Source organism: Laceyella sacchari, assembly GCF_024927925.1.
Classification (GTDB): Bacteria; Bacillota; Bacilli; order Thermoactinomycetales; family Thermoactinomycetaceae; genus Laceyella; species Laceyella sacchari.
Genome location: NZ_CP103866.1, coordinates 1,138,889 through 1,155,160, shown reverse-complemented (window position 1 = coordinate 1,155,160; position 16,272 = coordinate 1,138,889). Strand labels below are relative to the sequence as shown.

The following is a 16,272-nucleotide window of genomic DNA, read 5'->3' as shown; positions in this document are numbered from 1 at the left end:
TTCTGTTATGACTCATGTTTATGTGGTTAGCTCTGCATTCTGTTCTTCCATTCGTTGGGTGATTTCCCGCCACACTTCATCGCGCCCTTGTCCCGTTTCGGAAGAAAAGCAGATGAGTGGATCTCCTTTTTGAAGCTCAAGCCCTTCTCTGATTACTTTCAAATGTTTCTGCCATTGCCCTTTTGAAATCTTATCCGCTTTGGTTGCCACAACAATGGTGGGAATGCCGAAATGCTTCAAGTATTGATACATATTGTAATCATCATTGCTTGGCGGGTGGCGCAAGTCAACCACCTGAATCACCGCCTTGAGCTCGTCGCGCTGACTCAGGTACGTTTCCATCATCTTTCCCCAAGCATTGCGCACGCTCTTAGGCACTTTGGCGAAGCCGTAGCCCGGCACATCAGCAAAATATAAGGCATCATTGATCTTATAGAAGTTGATCGTCTGCGTTTTGCCAGGCTTGGAACTTGTACGGGCCAAGTTTTTGCGCCGAATCAGGCAGTTGATCAACGAAGATTTGCCCACATTGGAACGCCCAGCCAGCGCGAATTCTGGCAGGGCGTCGTCTGGATACTGCGCCGGCTTCACAGCGCTTATCACAAATTCAGTTGTTTTCACGATCATAAGGATCCCTCACTAACGCCAACTTCAACACCTCATCCATTTGGCTGACCGCGGTGAAAACCAAATCTTTGCGAACGCTTTTTGGAATTTCCTCCAGGTCTTTTTCATTGTCTTTTGGAATGATCACATGTTGAATGCCGGCTCGATGAGCGCTGAGCGCTTTCTCTTTTAATCCACCAATCGGTAGCACCCGTCCGCGCAACGTGATCTCCCCAGTCATCGCCACAAAGCGGGATACCGGAATGTTGGTCAAGGCCGACACCAATGCGGTAGCCATGGTAATCCCGGCGGATGGCCCATCTTTGGGAATCGCTCCTTCCGGCACATGAACATGAACATCCATTTTCTCATGAAAATCGGGGTCGATGTTGAGCGCTTCCGCCCGGGAACGAATGAAGCTGAACGCCGCTTGCGCTGATTCTTTCATCACGTCCCCCAGTTGACCGGTCAAGGTCAATTTTCCTTTGCCCGGCAAGAGTGAGACTTCAACCGATAACGTATCGCCGCCTGTCTCCGTCCAAGCGAGACCGGTGGCCATGCCGACTTGATCTGTCTCTTCTGCCCGACCATACCGGAATTTTTCTGGGCCGAGGTATTCTTCCAAATTCTTGGCCGTGATAACAACTTTGTTCTTCTTACCTGACACAATCTGCTTGGCAGCTTTGCGGCATAATGTACCAATCGTACGTTCCAGGTTGCGTACGCCCGCTTCCCTGGTATAATGGCGAATCAGCTTCAATGTAGCCGCACCCTGAATTTGCAATTGCTCTTTGGTCAGCCCATGTTCTTTCAGTTGCTTGGGAATCAGGTACGATTTGGAAATTTGCTCCTTTTCCAGCTCAGTGTACCCGGAGATGTAAATCACTTCCATCCGATCCAAAAGCGGGCGTGGAATGTTGTGCACAGCGTTGGCCGTGGTTACGAACATCACTTTGGAAAGGTCAAAAGGAATTTCTATGTAATGATCGCTGAATGTGTTGTTTTGGTTCGGATCTAAAACCTCCAACAACGCCGCTGATGGATCACCACGGAAATCCATTGACATTTTATCAATTTCGTCCAACAAGAAGACGGGGTTCGCGCTACCGGCTTGCTTCATCCCCTGAATGATCCGTCCGGGCATCGCACCCACGTAGGTACGCCGGTGGCCGCGAATTTCCGCTTCATCGCGCACGCCGCCTAGGGAAATCCGCACAAAATGACGATTTAATGCCCGTGCGATGGAACGTGCCAATGACGTTTTCCCCACTCCGGGAGGACCCGCCAAACAGAGGATTGGCCCTTTCAACTGTTTCACCATCTGCTGCACGGCCAAGTATTCCAAGACCCGTTCCTTTACCTTTTCAAGTCCATAATGGTCTTCATCCAAGATGGTTTCCGCTTTGGCCAAGTCCAGATCGTCCACAGTCACCCGCTGCCAAGGCAGATCAAGCAACCACTCGATATACGTGCGCACCACGCCGCCTTCAGCAGATGTGGTCGGGATTTTCTCCAAACGATCGATCTCTTTTTCGATCTTCTCTTTGACCTCTTCCGAAGCCTCTAATTCTGCCAGCTTCTCACGCAACTCTTCCGCTTCGGCGAGGCGCCCTTCTTTTTCTCCCAACTCTTTTTGAATGGCTTTCATCTGTTCGCGCAGATAGTATTCTTTTTGCGTTTTTTCCATTTGTTTTTTCACGCGCGAACTGATTTTCTTCTCAAGCTCCAGCACTTCTTTCTCGTTATGGATGATGGCGAGCAATTTTTCCAAACGTGCTTTGACATCAATCGTTTCGAGAATGGACTGTTTGTCGGAAATCTTGAGGGGCAGATGAGAAGTGATCACATCGGCAAGGCGTCCCGGTTCTTCAATGTCAGACACGACAGAATAGGTTTCAGGAGAGACTTTTTTGGACAGACGCAAGTATTGTTCAAAATGGTCCAATACGGAGCGCATCAGGGCTTCCGTGTCCATATCTCCCTCATCTATGCCTGCCAACTCTTCATAAGTGACGATATAACATTCTTCTGAATCTACATATTCCTTGATACGGGCTCTTTTTAACCCTTCCACCAGAACCCGAATGGTGCCGTTGGGCAATTTGAGCATCTGCCTCACTTTGGCGACCGTGCCGATCTCATAAATGTCTTCGGCCAAAGGTTCTTCTATTTGAATTTCCTTTTGTGTCGCAAGTAAAATATGATGTTCATCATCAACCATTGCCTTTTCCAAAGCTTGAACAGAGCGTTCCCGCCCCACGTCTAAATGCAAAACCATTGTCGGAAAGACAATCAACCCTCTTAAAGGGAGCAAAGGCAATGTGCGTTCCTCTTCTTTTACAGCCATACATGCACCTCCGTTGCTGACACTCAAGGAACTGAATAACTTTGTACGATTTTATCTTATTCGATTTGTTTTGTCTATGACATAACCAAGTCGGATTCCCACTGCGGGAGGCCGACTTGGCACGTTTGTCCAGGCCAATTCCGCACTTACATCACACTGGCGCCGAGGTGGGGGCAAACACGGACGGCACTGTCGCGTCCTCGGTCTGCTTTTCCTCCTCTACAAGTGCCAGATCCAATACCGCTTCAATCCGTTCTACGGGAATCACTTCAATCCCTTCCATGTGCTCGAAAATGGATTGCATATTCTCACGCGGTATCAATACTCTGGTCGCACCTGCTTGTTTGGCCGCATCAACTTTGGCTATGATCCCTCCCACTGGCTTGACATAGCCGTGTATGCTTAATTCACCCGTCATCGCCAACCGATGATCTACGGGTTTCCTTTTGATTGCCGAATAAATAGCCGTGGCGATCGCCACCCCTGCCGAAGGGCCATCAAGCGGCATACCGCCTGGGAAGTTTATGTGCAAATGATAAGCATCGGGATTCAGGTTCGTGCTTTGCCTCAAGACAGTGATCACATTTTCAACAGAACCCCGAGCCATGCTTTTGCGACGGATGGTACGCTCGCGTCCGGCCATCTCTTCTTCTTCGACCACTCCGGTGATCTGGATGCACCCTTTGCCTGATTCTGCAGGTGTAGCTGTCACTTCAATCTCGATCACGGTGCCCAGATGAGGGCCGTACACCGCCAATCCCGTCACCAATCCCACTTGCGGAGCAACCGGCATTTTCTGCTCTGGCCGCGGATTGAGCTGACTGCTGTGGACAACCCATTCCACATCTCTCGCCTCAACCACTCGGCGATTTTCCGACAAGACAAGCCCGACAGCTGTTTGAACGATGTTTACCGCGTCACGCCCGTTCGTCGCATAACGGGTAATCACTTGAACCGCTTCCGGCTCGTAGTCAAAATTGATGCGTTTTAACGCTTGTTCGGCCACTTGTTCGATCTCATGGGCTAACAAGGGACGGAAAAAGATCTCCATGCACCGGGAGCGTATGGCCGGCGGGATTTCGGCAGGCGTGCGAGTGGTGGCACCGATCAGTCGGAAATCAGCAGGCATCCCATTTTGAAAAATATCATGGATGTGACTGGGGGTGTTGCTATCTTCAGAGCTATAGTAAGCGCTCTCGAAGAAAACTTTGCGATCTTCCAACACTTTCAGGAGCTTATTCATCTGCACCGGATGCAATTCACCGATCTCATCGATGAACAAAACTCCCCCATGCGCTTTTGTTACCGCTCCGGGCTTGGGCTGGGGGACGCCGGCGACTCCCATCGCCCCCGCCCCTTGGTAGATTGGGTCATGCACAGAACCGATCAGCGGGTCTGCGATGCCCCTTTCATCAAACCGTGCCGTCGTCGCATCGATCTCCACGAATTTGGCGTCCCGGGTAAAGGGCGAAGCGCTATTTTTAATGGCTTCTTTCAAAATAATGCGCGCCGCAGCCGTTTTGCCCACCCCTGGCGGACCATAAATGATCACATGTTGGGGATTGGGGCCGCACATGGCCGCCTTCAACGCGCGTATCCCTTCTTCTTGCCCGATGATTTCGCTCAATTCCGAGGGCCGGGTCTTTTCCGCCAACGGTTCCGTAAGGGAAATCTTGCGCATGGATTGCAATTTCTCCAATTCCCTCTTGGCTTCGCGATCCACGGCGCTACGGTGTGTCTGTTGGCTTTTAAGCAAGTTCCAAAAGTATAACCCGATGACGATGGAGAAGAACACTTGTAAAAACATGAGTAAAGCAGTCCAACTCATTTGACGCCCATTCCTTTCTGCTTCGCGGAACTCACCGTTTCTTTGTTTTGTATTATGACCGCCAACATGAAGGGCTACTCATGTTTTTATTTCCTTCCCCACTGTCCTAGCGCCGCTTCATATACATGTCAAACGCCCAGTGCAACATCGGAATCACCGGGTAATCCCATTCGCCGACCATTTCGCACGCTTCGCCCCCAAAACCCATTTTGAAATGCAACAATTCAAAATTGGGGTGGTGCTCGTCCAACGTGGTGCTGATCCCACGGAAATCAAAGATGCGGTCTCCCTGCTGATAGGCATCTTGGATCATTTTCCAACGCAACAGATAAGGAGAAGGCTCTTCCATGGTTTCACTCAACCGGGCGTTATATAAATCCCAGGTGTGGCCGTCGACGCGCACGGCAAGCGATGTGCTCAACAGCTTGTCCCCCTTACGGGCCAAATAAAGGCGAACGCGATAAGGGTCTTCCAATATCAACGTTTCAAACATTTTTTCAAAATAAGACACATCGCGAACTTGCGATTTTTCGCGTTTTGCCGCTAAAGCCAGTAGCCGGTGAAATTCCGGCAAATCCCGCTCCGTGCCCAATTGGACGCGAATCCCGTCCTGCTCCGCATTTTTGATACGGTTTTGCCAGTAAGGATGGAACCCTTTATACACTTTTTCCAGCGTCTTGTTTTTCATGTTGAGCCGATACACGAACTGCGGCTGCACCGTTTCAAAACTGTCTTCCACCACATGCTTCCGCCATCCCATGTCAGCCAATTCCTGCTGAACGTATTCTACCGCGTTAAACACCTGATCCGGACGGATATCCGTCAACCGTCTCCCACGCAAACCGTGTGATTTGAATTCTTGGATGGATTGATTGATCGTATCGCAAGACCATTTCCGGCGCACCAGCGGGGGATCCATTTTGACGCTAAATACTTGACGTTGTTTCAAATGATTGAACAAAGGAACAAACCATTCTTTCATGTTGCGGTCAGAAAACCAGTCGATAATCGGACCACGAGGTATGTATGCCAAAAATTTATTCATGCCTGGCACTTTGCGGTACAGCACAACCGCGCCGCCAACCATCTTGCCATCTTTGTTTACCCAGCCTAAGAAATCGCTATTCCATTGCCATTCCCGCTTGAGATCCGCCCATGAAGGGTATTGCAAAAAATTGCGATAAGGTTGGGTTTTGACAAAATTGATATAGCGTTCACGATCAATTGCAACAATTTTCAACATATCCCTTTCACCTCTTTCTTTATCGAAAAAGCAGCCCTACCATACAAGCAGTAGAACCGCTCCATTGTCGAATGGAAACTCCTACATTTTAACATATCACGACTAAATGAAAAAAGCATCTGCCTTGGAAAAGCAGATGCCAAATTTCGCGCTTTTATGGCTAAGCAGTTTCTTCTTGTTTGTTGTTGAGAACGTGTCCTTCTTTTGTCATCAATTTGGGGGACACGCCATGGACTACCGTTTCTTTGGTAACCACGCACTTGATGACATCATCCCGGGACGGCAGCTCAAACATGACATCAAGCATAATCGACTCAATGATCGCTCTCAAGCCGCGCGCACCCGTTTTGCGTTTGATGGCCTCTTGAGCAATCGCCTCCAAGGCCTCCATCTCGAACTCCAACTCAACATTGTCCATTTCGAGCAGTTTTTGGTACTGCTTAACAAGAGCGTTTTTGGGCTCTGTCAAAATGCGCACCAAAGCGGTTTCATCCAGCGGTTCCAAGGTGGAAATGACCGGCAGACGACCGACGAATTCCGGAATCAATCCGAATTTCAACAGGTCTTCCGGCAGAACCATCCGCAAGAACTCGCCCGGCTTCATGGTGACCGTTTGCGTATCCATGCCAAAACCGATCACTTTTTTACCGATCCGGCGCTTAATGATGGTCTCCAATCCATCGAACGCGCCACCACAGATGAACAGGATATTGCTGGTGTCAATTTGGATGAACTCTTGATGCGGGTGTTTACGACCACCTTGCGGAGGCACACTCGCAACAGTTCCTTCCAAAATCTTCAGCAGTGCTTGTTGCACCCCTTCTCCTGAAACATCACGGGTGATAGATGGGTTCTCCGATTTGCGAGCCACTTTGTCGATTTCATCGATATAAATGATGCCGCGCTCGGCCTTTTCAATATCGTAATCGGCAGCCTGAATCAGTTTGAGCAGAATGTTTTCCACATCTTCCCCAACATATCCCGCTTCCGTGAGTGAGGTTGCGTCGGCAATGGCGAAAGGAACATTCAAGATGCGAGCCAGCGTTTGGGCCAGCAAGGTTTTCCCGCTCCCCGTGGGACCCAGCATCATGATGTTGGACTTTTGCAATTCCACCTCATCCGACTTGGCCGTATGTGAGTTGATGCGTTTGTAGTGGTTGTACACCGCGACAGACAGCGATTTTTTCGCATGTTCCTGGCCGATGACGTATTGATCAAGGATTTGGCAAATCTCTTGCGGTTTGGGCAAGTTCGCCAGATCGATATCCTCTTCGTTCCCCAGTTCTTCTTCAACTATTTCGTTGCACAGCTCAATGCACTCGTCACAGATGTAAACACCCGGACCTGCGACCAATTTGCGCACTTGATCTTGCGATTTGCCGCAAAAGGAACATTTGAGCTGCCCTTTTTCTTCGTTGAATTTGAACATGTCTCTCACCCCTTTCCTAAGTCCGTGCCATCACCTGATCCACGAGGCCGTATTCTTTCGCTTCTTCGGCACTCATAAAGAAGTCACGATCTGTGTCGCGCGCAATCTTATCTAATGGCTGCCCAGTGCGTTCAGCCAAAATTTTGTTAAGTTGGTCTTTGGTGCGCAAAATCCAATCCGCGTGGATCTTTATGTCGGAAGCTTGCCCTCTGGCGCCACCCAGTGGTTGATGGATCATCACTTCACTGTTTGGCAGGGCATAACGTTTCCCTTTGGTTCCAGCCGCTAGCAGGAAAGCACCCATGCTAGCCGCCAGGCCCACACAAATGGTGGATACATCGGGCTGGATATGGTTTATGGTATCGTAGATAGCCAAGCCAGCCGTCACGGAGCCGCCGGGAGAATTTATGTACAAATGAATGTCTTTTTCCGGGTCTTCTGCGCTGAGAAACAACAATTGGGCTACAACGAGATTTGCGACGTTATCATCAATCGGACCACTCAGAAAGATGATCCGGTCTTTCAATAGCCGGGAGTAAATGTCGTACGCACGTTCGCCCCTGTTGGACTGCTCCACGACCATTGGGACTAAAGGCATAGGAAACACCTCATTTCGGAGTTACAAATTTTAAAACAAGGCACGTAGTTTCACGTGCCCCGTTCCCTGACTCCCTATCACCATTATGCCTTATTTTTACTTTCGGATACAAGTAGATCAATCGTTTTCTTAACGCGAAGTTGTTCTTTGACGGACTCCAGCGCGTTTTGTGCCTCCAAGATACGGCGAACTTCATCCGCCTCACGGCTCATCTCTTTAGCCATTTCTTGGATTTCCTGTTCGATGTCTGCTTCAGTTACTTCGATGTTTTCTGCTTTGGCGATCGCTTCCAACACCAAGTTGGCACGTACACGTTTGCCTGCATCATCTTTGAATTGCGCTTTCAGTGCGTCTTTATCCTGACCAGTGAATTGGGCGTACAGATCCAAGTTAAGCCCTTGTTGCATCAGGCGTTGTTCAAATTGGTGCAACATGTTTTCGGCTTCATTTTCGATCATGACTTCCGGAATTTCCACTTCGGCTTTTTCCGAAGCCAGCTCTACCAATTCATTACGGATATAGTTTTCTTTCTCTCTTGCCGCTCTTTCGTTCAGGTTTTTTTCGATGTCAGCTTTCAGCTCAGCCAATGTGTCAAATTCGCTCACATCTTGCGCGAATTCATCATCCAGCTCCGGCAGGTTGAGACGCTTGATTTCATGCAATTTCACTTTGAAGGTGGCTGGTTTCCCTTTCAACTCTTCCGCATGGTACTCTTCTGGGAAAGTGACGTTAACGTCTTTCTCTTCGCCGACTTTCATTCCAACCAATTGGTCTTCAAACCCAGGGATGAATGTGCCAGAACCTACTTCCAAGGTATATCGTTCGGCTTTGCCCCCTTCAAAGGCTTTACCATCAACAAATCCTTCAAAGTCGATGATTACACGGTCGCCGTTTTCCACTACGCCGTCTTCAATCGCTTCCAATTGGCCTTGTTGCTTGCGCATTCTCTCCAATTCAGCATCCACATCTTCCGGTTTGACGGAGAAATCTTTGTCTTCTACTTCCAGTCCTTTGTATTCGCCCAGAGTTACTTCCGGCTTCACCGTCACCGTCGCTTTGAAGATCAGAGGCAATCCTTTTTCCAATTGCTCGATGTCGATCTCCGGACGATCCACTGGCTCGATGCCGGTTTCGTTTACCGCTGCTTCATAAGCTTCCGGCAGCAGAATATCCAACGCGTCTTGGTAGAGGGCCTCTACACCGAAACGCTTTTCAAAGATGGGACGTGGAACTTTCCCTTTGCGGAATCCTGGGATGTTTACTTGTTTCACGACTTTTTTAAATGCTTGATCCAATGCTTCTGCCACTTTTTGTGCATCGGCTTCTACTGTAAGTACGCCTTTGTTTGTTTCTGTTTTTTCCCAACTTGCCTTCATTAACTGTACCCTCCTGCAATCTATGAATGATTGACATCAGTCCGATTTCAAAGTAGTCAATAAAGCCACAATAACCCTTTCATTATAACACAGCGCGCCCGCTTTGCAAGAAAACAACGTCAACAGGCGTAACCCCTTGGGCAAAGGGGGAGAAACAAGTTGTTATGTAGCCTTCTTGCCAACTTACTTTATGTTACTTCAGGAGCGTCGGGATGTAAAGGATGAACCAAGATATACCATGCCACTCCACAACCCGATCCCGCTGGAAAAACAGCAGCGGGGGGTCAAGATCGCTTTGGCGCAAGGTTGACATGGACGATGTCCTCCGTGATCATCTCTTTCAAAAACTCCAAGACATCATCCACAATGTAGACGATCCCGCTCACCTCTTCGCTGCTCCATACTTTTTTCAGCCGCTTTCCATAACTGTTCAGATCCATGTGAAGCGATTCTAGCGCGGCCAATTCCTCTGCTGAGATGATTTCTTGGTAGCGCTTTCGCTCGATGTGCTTGGCCACTTCATCTTTCAGCCCGATCAAATCCCGGTAAGCGTCATCCATATCGGTAATCGCCAGGAAGTTTTCGATAATTTCTTTAATTACCGTGCCCAAGTGGAAACTCTGCACCTCAATCCCCGAATTTTGTAGCGTATGCTCTAGCTCCACCGCTCCCTGCAACGCCTTCATTGCCTTCTGTTTGTTCGCCTCGATGTACTTTAACGACCACTCCAGCTTTTCAATCACCTGCTCAATCCGTCGCGTCCAGTCTGTGATATCCACAGCGCATTTCTCTTGCAAGTGCATTTTGTGCAAATGGCGGATCATCCGTCAATCCTCCTTTGCGACGTTGATTAGTTATCCCTATCATATCAGTAATCAGAATGATCTGCATTATCATCTTGACCGGGGTCTGTCAGGCAAATCAAGTTAGTTGGGATGTACTATTCATCAGACACGCCCCGGAAGTCCATCCTGACGTTATACAAGCACACGATGCTGGAACGTAGAAACGCCTCCGTTTCACCGAAAACGAAGGCGTCTGCTCACATTCGTACTGCAAGCGTGAAAGTGACTCCACGTGCTTCGCTCCGCTTGCTCCCCTCTCATGTGACACTATGCACAAGCCAAGGCTGACCGTCACCGTCTTCATCGATCTATCTGATTCCACTCCATCCTCCTAAGGCCGTTTTGCATCGTCTTCGCCCGCGCGCATTCCATTTCCATCCAAATCATGTTATAATAAGGGCAAACTAACATCGCATAGTTCAGAGCCGTTTTGTTGGCTCTTTTTTTATTCCCTGCGTTCATAGCGACTCACCGTTATGGTCCCCACCTCAAGTTGCTGCACCTCGGCATGGTTAAATGGCGTACAACTCAACATCCGTCCCATCTCTTCCACATCATCAATCATCTGGGTACGCCAGTAGCGAATCACACGTTTCTTTTGATCGTGACAGTGGGGACACTGATGAACTTGCCCCATTCTCGGCATGACCGTCTGGCAATGATGCCGCGTGACAAAACGGTCGCAGTCCTGGCAATATATACGGGACAAGTACAATCTCATCGTTTCGCAAAGCATTCCCTCACACCCATTGTTAAGAGAATAGGTCATAACAGCGGCCGGTCAACACATACTTGCCATCCTCCAACTCCGCACACACCAGATCGAGCATTGGAATCGCAATCTCACAACCGGAACGATCTTGCAAACGGACAACACTCAATTTGCTTGCCGGCTGATGTTGCACATCGCAGGTTACCTCTCTCTCCTCCGCATCTGTCACTTCCACTTCCTCTGGAATCAGTTTTAATTTCATAAGTTGGCTTAACTCATAAAGGAAATGATTTACTTTATGGGCATTCCCCTTCACCGTGATCGATAGCATCCCCCTTCACCTCCCTCGATTTCAGCTCGAACCATTCATTTTATAAATGAATAGCTTATCTATATAAATTGTAATATAATTTAATATATTCATACAATACAAATTTGATTTAATATCATTCCTTTAAATCATTTCTTTTTTCATTGGCACAAGCACGAAAGGACGCCTTCTTCGTACCCCCATCCGCATTGATTTAAGCCAATTCCGTTAAATGGACACTCTCTTGCTCTCCCTTGGCCTCCTTTCACAGCGGCACGCCGACTCATTACCAACAAAGCGAGGGAAACGCATGGTATATGGACTTGACCCACATGTTGTTCGTTACGTCATGCGCAAAGTGAGAAAAGAAAACGGCTATCGTCAAGAGGACATCGCCGACGCCACCATGTCGTACGGCACCATTTCCAACATTGAACGCGGTGTGGGGAATGTGGATGTGAAAACCGTAACCAAATACCTCACCAAACTGGGACTTAATGAAGCGACACTGAAAAATTTGGTCAAAAAAGAGTTGGAACGCATGGAAGAACTCTCTTTTCAACTTCAGTTGATCGAAGCCATGCTGGACAACAACAAACTGGTAGAACATGCGGAGCAATTGCTCAAAAGCATTGCCATCGAACGTTACCACCCCCTCGCCCCTTTTTATACATACCTGGAGGGGCGGTGTTTCCACGCGAAAAAGGCATACACCAAAGCCGAGAAGCATTACAAACTGGCAATCCGCTTAAACAACCAATACAAATTGTGCTCCAGAGACAACATCGTCTCCATCTGTTACAACGAATTAAGCATCTGCCACTATGTACAAAACAACATGAGCAAAGCCCTCCATTACGTGGAAAAGGGGCTGGATGCATATTCGGAGCGCAATGGCGGGCGGGACGTGAAACACCCCATGCTATGTAACAAAGCGCTTTATCTCCTGAACATGACCCGGTTCGAGGCAGCCAAACAAATCGTCGATGAGTTGTGGGCCAAGCGCTTTCACATCAGAAGCAGTTTATATACTTTGCTCAACATATACAAATATCGGGCCATCCTGTTGCGCAGAATGGAAAAATACAGCGAAGCCATAGAGATCTGCAAAGAAGGCATCAACATCGGCATCTGCAATAAAATCCAAAACCGCTATCTTGATATCATGAACATTTTAGGCAGTGTTTATCTGCTTCAAAAACAATGCGACAAAGCTGAAAACTGCTTCCAAATGGTGCTCAATTATGATTATGAACGCAATCATCCCCGTAGCCATATTGACGCCTTGATCTATCTATCCATCATTTATTCCCATGAAAAAAATTGGCCCAAAGCGGAACAGCACATCGACAGCGCGCTTCAGATCGCCCGGCGTGCCACCCGAAACCAATTGTCCAAAGCATTGATTGTCGCCGGCAACATCTACGCGGCGCAACACAAATTTGCGGAAGCGATTCCCTGCTACCAGGAGGCTGAGCAAGCCGCGCTTCAGGCAAACCTGCCAAAGCGTCAGTACACCGCATTATTGCAGATGGCCAAGTGCTTTGATAGTATGAAGGCAGAAACCGAATGGAAAGTCACGATCAAAAAACTTCTCAATCTTCAGCAAAAATTGAATTTACAAAGTGAGGAGGAAATTTATGAGGTATGACATTTCCGCCTTAGTGCGCCTGCCAAGAGAAGACAACGATGACGAGCCCGATCGCCAATAAAACAAATTTCTGTGAACGTGAAGCCATTTTCCCACTCGGTTGAATGGAAAATGGCTTATGTTTATTTACAAAAAAACCGCCCTTTAGGCAGCTTATCCGTTGTTTGATATTGATTCATGCAGCACAACACCGACATGATGCTATATATATTCTGATTTGGCGTATGCCGCTGATCGGCACCTGTATCCGATCATCGCCTATACGAATGAACATACCGTCGATTTTAGACTTCAGAAAATTTTTCGGCCGTCATCCTGATTAGTCCAGTATTTTCACATATTTAATCGTTTCCTCTGTATAATTCATTTTTTCATACAGACTACGCGCCTTTTTGTTATTTGCGAAAACATACAATACAATTGTTCCATATCCTTGTTCTTTTGCCCACTTCTCAGCAAAGCGCATTAAAGACTTGCCGACTCCTTTCCCTTCGGCTTCTTTGGCTACTGCTATTGAATCAACCCTTGTTTAGTCTTAGTGAACGAGTCCGTAAATTCTCCGAGCTGGATATATCCCAAAAACAAACCGTTTGAGTCTTCGGCAACAAAAATGTTAGATTCAGGGTTATTGACAGCTTCTAAAGATGCTTGTTTTTGTGCATCTTCCATAGCTTTTCGATCTCTCTTTATCTTGCTCTTCCATTGGTCGAATATTAACTTGCTCAGTTCTCACGAGAATAGCCCCATGATTTATTTTAAAACGTACTTTAAATAAAATTATTTTAACTCATTCGTCATTTAAATACAGAGTTTTGAACTGACTACTTCATTAATCATATTCACTTGTGGCAAACGAATCCGTCCATCTGTTTACGATCATTCCGTCTGGTTACTCGCCAGCTTTTCTCGACATAAAAAATACACTTACCTTAGCAACATGCAACACACGGCTAAGGTAAGTGTATTCGGTAAACTGATTTGGCGTCCCAGGGAAGATTCGAACTCCCGACCGACGGCTTAGAAGGCCGCTGCTCTATCCAGCTGAGCTACTGGGACATGTTGAATATCAATGATATCGCATCAGCGACATAATTATATTAACTCATCTAAGAACACTTCGTCAAGACTTTTTTTTTGCTAATTTTTCTTTTTCCATTCCAATTTATGCGCAAAGCCAGGCCATGGTTCCTGCAAAGCCCGGCTCTGCTTCATTTATGCCCAAGATTCCTCATAGCCGCGTGCGGTAATCAACGTCCCGTCCGTTTTATAATAGGTCACTGCCAGCTTTTTGTCGGTTTTCTCCAACACGGCGTAGGTGGCATGTGGAAACCCTCGAGGGTAAGAAATGCTTCCCGGATTGATCAGCAACACCTCGCCCACTTTTTCACAAAATGGAAAGTGGGAATGTCCAAAACAGCCAATCTGCGCTCCCACCTCTTCCGTCCGGTAGCGCATGGGCAATGGCGTCGTTTTCACTTGGTATTTATGACCGTGGGTGATGAAAAAACGCACTCCTTCACCTTCCCAGATTTGTTCTTGGGGAACCTGCTCCCAATCGCAATTCCCACGCACCACGGTGAGCGGCACTTTGGGCAACTCCGCTTCATCCGTACAGAAATCCCCGCAGTGAATCACATGATCGGCTTTGACCCGCTTGACGATTTCGTTTAACAGCTTCGCTTCGCCGTGAGAATCGCTTATGATTAGCACTCTCATCAAGCTCACTCCTCACCGTCAAAATCATATTGAGCCTTCAATAGCTGGATCAGTTTTTCCGTCGCTTTGGCGCGGTGGCTGATCCGGTATTTGCGTTCCTTGGGAAGCTCAGCCATCGTCTTCCCTTCTTCCGGAACATAAAACAGCGGATCATAGCCAAACCCCTCCTGCCCGCGAGGTTGACGCGTGATGACACCGTGACACTCCCCGCGCACCACTTGGCTCTCCTCACCCGGAACAGCCAGCGCCATGGCGCAAACATACTTGCCCTGTCGTTGCTCATCAGGCACCTCGCTCATCTCCGCCAGCAATTTCTCGTTGTTGGCTTCATCTGTCGCACCTTCCCCGGCGTATCGGGCAGAGTAAATACCAGGTGCACCATGCAAAGCGGGGACAACCAACCCAGAATCATCGGAAATGACAGGCGCCTGCAGGGCAGCAGCAATGGTTTCCGCTTTTTTAAGGGCGTTTCCCTCAAAAGTGTCCCGATCTTCCACGATTTCCGGTAATTGCGGAAACTCATCCAATCCTTTTACCCTGAGATGGAGATGATCTTGAAAAAGGTCAGCAAATTGTTTCAACTTACCTTTGTTTTTAGTTGCGATGATGATATAGGGAAACGGCCATCGTTTTTTCACTCGGCGCCACCCTTTCTTCTTTATTTTTATCAAGAAAAAGCCCATGCCCCATGTTCATGGACTCACCCTTGCCGAATGCATGGCCGGAAGCGACCTCTCTCCGCACCACCATGGTGGAACCAATCGCATGTGCCTAACTTTCCTTCTCTTACCTATGCCACGCCGATTGGCCCCACCGCGGTTTGCGAACCTTTTGAGAAACAATCAAACCGCTAGGATTTGCTTGTTTTTTGAGCCCCGATCAACTGCGCGTCTTCTCCCAACAGCTCGCTTTGCAACGCAATCAATTCATCTGTCCCTTTTTTTGCCAATGTCAAAAGCTGGTTCAACTCTTCGGGCGAAAATGGGGCTTCCTCTCCCGTACCTTGCACTTCCACATATTTGCCTTCACCAGTCATAACAATGTTCATGTCGACAATCGCACTGGAATCTTCTTCATAACAAAGATCAAGGCATGGCTGCCCATCGATGATTCCCACACTGGTGGCCGCCAAGAAATCCTTGATCGGTAACACAGGGAGTGTGCCGTTTTTAACAAGGGGAACCAATGCGTCAACCATGGCTATGAACGCGCCGGTAATCGATGCTGTTCTGGTTCCGCCATCCGCTTGAATAACATCACAATCAATCCACAGCGTCCGTTCACCCAACGCGTTCAAATCGACTACGGAGCGCAAAGCCCGGCCGATCAAGCGCTGGATTTCCATGGTGCGGCCACCCAGTTTTCCTTTACTGGCCTCACGGATCGTCCGGGTTTGGGTCGCGCGGGGCAACATAGAATATTCAGCGGTGATCCAACCCTTGCCGGAGTTGCGCAAAAACGGAGGCACGCGATCTTCAACTGTAGCAGTGCACAGTACGCGCGTATCCCCAACAGATATGTAGACAGAGCCTTCCGCGTGTTTGATGTAGTGACGCTCCATCTCTACTTTTCTTAGCTCATCAAGTGCACGTCCATCTACTCTCAATGATG

16 protein-coding genes and 1 tRNA gene are annotated in these 16,272 nt (G+C 48.2%); 1 reads left to right on the top strand and 16 read right to left on the bottom strand.

The window, feature by feature from the left end; genetic code table 11:
• Positions 1-18: 18 nt before the first annotated feature.
• The 10 genes from yihA to NYR52_RS05720 all read right to left on the bottom strand — a co-directional run bounded on the left by yihA (position 19) and on the right by NYR52_RS05720 (position 11,315).
• Positions 19-627 (bottom strand): ribosome biogenesis GTP-binding protein YihA/YsxC, encoded by a 609-nt coding sequence (gene yihA, locus NYR52_RS05765; RefSeq protein WP_022736015.1) that lies wholly within the window; start codon positions 625-627, stop codon positions 19-21.
• Entirely contained in the window at positions 608-2,953 is a 2,346-nt protein-coding gene (gene lon, locus NYR52_RS05760) for an endopeptidase La (protein WP_022736014.1), read from the bottom strand. The genes yihA and lon overlap by 20 nt, the downstream gene beginning before the upstream one ends.
• Positions 2,954-3,104: 151 nt before the next feature.
• The gene (gene lonB / locus NYR52_RS05755) at positions 3,105-4,781 is read right to left on the bottom strand and encodes an ATP-dependent protease LonB (RefSeq protein ID WP_132220007.1); all 1,677 of its coding nucleotides are present in this window, start codon (positions 4,779-4,781) and stop codon (positions 3,105-3,107) included.
• 106 nt (positions 4,782-4,887) lie between these two features.
• A complete protein-coding gene (locus tag NYR52_RS05750) occupies positions 4,888-6,024 on the bottom strand; it encodes a lipid II:glycine glycyltransferase FemX (protein ID WP_246026830.1) in 1,137 nt (378 codons plus the stop codon).
• A gap of 160 nt (positions 6,025-6,184) precedes the next feature.
• Positions 6,185-7,453, bottom strand: a complete 1,269-nt coding sequence (clpX, locus tag NYR52_RS05745; RefSeq protein WP_022736011.1) for an ATP-dependent protease ATP-binding subunit ClpX — start codon at positions 7,451-7,453, stop codon at positions 6,185-6,187.
• Positions 7,454-7,469: 16 nt separating this feature from the next.
• Positions 7,470-8,051, bottom strand: a complete 582-nt coding sequence (gene clpP, locus NYR52_RS05740; protein WP_022736010.1) for an ATP-dependent Clp endopeptidase proteolytic subunit ClpP — start codon at positions 8,049-8,051, stop codon at positions 7,470-7,472.
• Positions 8,052-8,134: 83 nt separating this feature from the next.
• Entirely contained in the window at positions 8,135-9,427 is a 1,293-nt protein-coding gene (gene tig, locus NYR52_RS05735) for a trigger factor (protein ID WP_022736009.1), read from the bottom strand.
• Positions 9,428-9,711: 284 nt separating this feature from the next.
• Positions 9,712-10,251 carry a hypothetical protein gene (locus tag NYR52_RS05730; RefSeq protein WP_132220006.1) on the bottom strand — a complete coding sequence of 180 codons (540 nt, stop codon included), beginning with the start codon at positions 10,249-10,251 and terminating at the stop codon, positions 9,712-9,714.
• Between the two features lie 466 nt (positions 10,252-10,717).
• Complete coding sequence (locus tag NYR52_RS05725; RefSeq protein WP_132220005.1) at positions 10,718-11,008, bottom strand: hypothetical protein; 291 nt, start codon at positions 11,006-11,008, stop codon at positions 10,718-10,720.
• 16 nt (positions 11,009-11,024) lie between these two features.
• Positions 11,025-11,315 (bottom strand): hypothetical protein, encoded by a 291-nt coding sequence (locus NYR52_RS05720; protein WP_132220004.1) that lies wholly within the window; start codon positions 11,313-11,315, stop codon positions 11,025-11,027.
• A 289-nt stretch (positions 11,316-11,604) separates the two neighbouring features.
• Here NYR52_RS05720 and NYR52_RS05715 point away from each other — a divergent pair, with 289 nt between their 5' ends.
• On the top strand, positions 11,605-12,945 hold the full coding sequence (locus tag NYR52_RS05715; protein WP_158283212.1) for a helix-turn-helix domain-containing protein: 1,341 nt from the start codon (positions 11,605-11,607) through the stop codon (positions 12,943-12,945).
• 319 nt (positions 12,946-13,264) lie between these two features.
• Here the strand turns inward: NYR52_RS05715 and NYR52_RS16730 are convergent, their stop codons facing one another.
• The 6 genes from NYR52_RS16730 to rph all read right to left on the bottom strand — a co-directional run bounded on the left by NYR52_RS16730 (position 13,265) and on the right by rph (position 16,267).
• A complete protein-coding gene (locus NYR52_RS16730) occupies positions 13,265-13,411 on the bottom strand; it encodes a GNAT family N-acetyltransferase (RefSeq protein WP_375163180.1) in 147 nt (48 codons plus the stop codon).
• Between the two features lie 44 nt (positions 13,412-13,455).
• Positions 13,456-13,614 carry a hypothetical protein gene (locus tag NYR52_RS05710; RefSeq protein ID WP_259436488.1) on the bottom strand — a complete coding sequence of 53 codons (159 nt, stop codon included), beginning with the start codon at positions 13,612-13,614 and terminating at the stop codon, positions 13,456-13,458.
• A gap of 310 nt (positions 13,615-13,924) precedes the next feature.
• Positions 13,925-14,001 (bottom strand) — tRNA-Arg (locus NYR52_RS05705).
• Positions 14,002-14,157: 156 nt separating this feature from the next.
• Positions 14,158-14,661 (bottom strand): metallophosphoesterase family protein, encoded by a 504-nt coding sequence (locus tag NYR52_RS05700; protein ID WP_022736003.1) that lies wholly within the window; start codon positions 14,659-14,661, stop codon positions 14,158-14,160.
• Between the two features lie 5 nt (positions 14,662-14,666).
• Complete coding sequence (locus tag NYR52_RS05695) at positions 14,667-15,299, bottom strand: XTP/dITP diphosphatase (protein WP_246026829.1); 633 nt, start codon at positions 15,297-15,299, stop codon at positions 14,667-14,669.
• Positions 15,300-15,511: 212 nt separating this feature from the next.
• Positions 15,512-16,267: a ribonuclease PH gene (rph, locus tag NYR52_RS05690; RefSeq protein ID WP_132220001.1), complete on the bottom strand. Its 756-nt coding sequence runs from the start codon at positions 16,265-16,267 to the stop codon at positions 15,512-15,514.
• Positions 16,268-16,272: the final 5 nt, after the last annotated feature.

Excerpts from the sequence above, each read along its gene's own strand:
- yihA (WP_022736015.1), bottom strand. The coding sequence starts at position 627 with ATGATCGTGAAAACAACTGAATTTGTGATAAGCGCTGTGAAGCCGGCG.
- lon (WP_022736014.1), bottom strand. The coding sequence starts at position 2,953 with ATGGCTGTAAAAGAAGAGGAACGCACATTGCCTTTGCTCCCTTTAAGA.
- lonB (WP_132220007.1), bottom strand. The coding sequence starts at position 4,781 with ATGAGTTGGACTGCTTTACTCATGTTTTTACAAGTGTTCTTCTCCATC.
- NYR52_RS05750 (WP_246026830.1), bottom strand. The coding sequence starts at position 6,024 with ATGTTGAAAATTGTTGCAATTGATCGTGAACGCTATATCAATTTTGTC.
- clpX (WP_022736011.1), bottom strand. The coding sequence starts at position 7,453 with ATGTTCAAATTCAACGAAGAAAAAGGGCAGCTCAAATGTTCCTTTTGC.
- clpP (WP_022736010.1), bottom strand. The coding sequence starts at position 8,051 with ATGCCTTTAGTCCCAATGGTCGTGGAGCAGTCCAACAGGGGCGAACGT.
- tig (WP_022736009.1), bottom strand. The coding sequence starts at position 9,427 with ATGAAGGCAAGTTGGGAAAAAACAGAAACAAACAAAGGCGTACTTACA.
- NYR52_RS05730 (WP_132220006.1), bottom strand. The coding sequence starts at position 10,251 with ATGATCCGCCATTTGCACAAAATGCACTTGCAAGAGAAATGCGCTGTG.
- NYR52_RS05725 (WP_132220005.1), bottom strand. The coding sequence starts at position 11,008 with ATGCTTTGCGAAACGATGAGATTGTACTTGTCCCGTATATATTGCCAG.
- NYR52_RS05720 (WP_132220004.1), bottom strand. The coding sequence starts at position 11,315 with ATGCTATCGATCACGGTGAAGGGGAATGCCCATAAAGTAAATCATTTC.
- NYR52_RS05715 (WP_158283212.1), top strand. The coding sequence starts at position 11,605 with ATGGTATATGGACTTGACCCACATGTTGTTCGTTACGTCATGCGCAAA.
- NYR52_RS16730 (WP_375163180.1), bottom strand. The coding sequence starts at position 13,411 with ATGCGCTTTGCTGAGAAGTGGGCAAAAGAACAAGGATATGGAACAATT.
- NYR52_RS05710 (WP_259436488.1), bottom strand. The coding sequence starts at position 13,614 with ATGGAAGATGCACAAAAACAAGCATCTTTAGAAGCTGTCAATAACCCT.
- NYR52_RS05700 (WP_022736003.1), bottom strand. The coding sequence starts at position 14,661 with ATGAGAGTGCTAATCATAAGCGATTCTCACGGCGAAGCGAAGCTGTTA.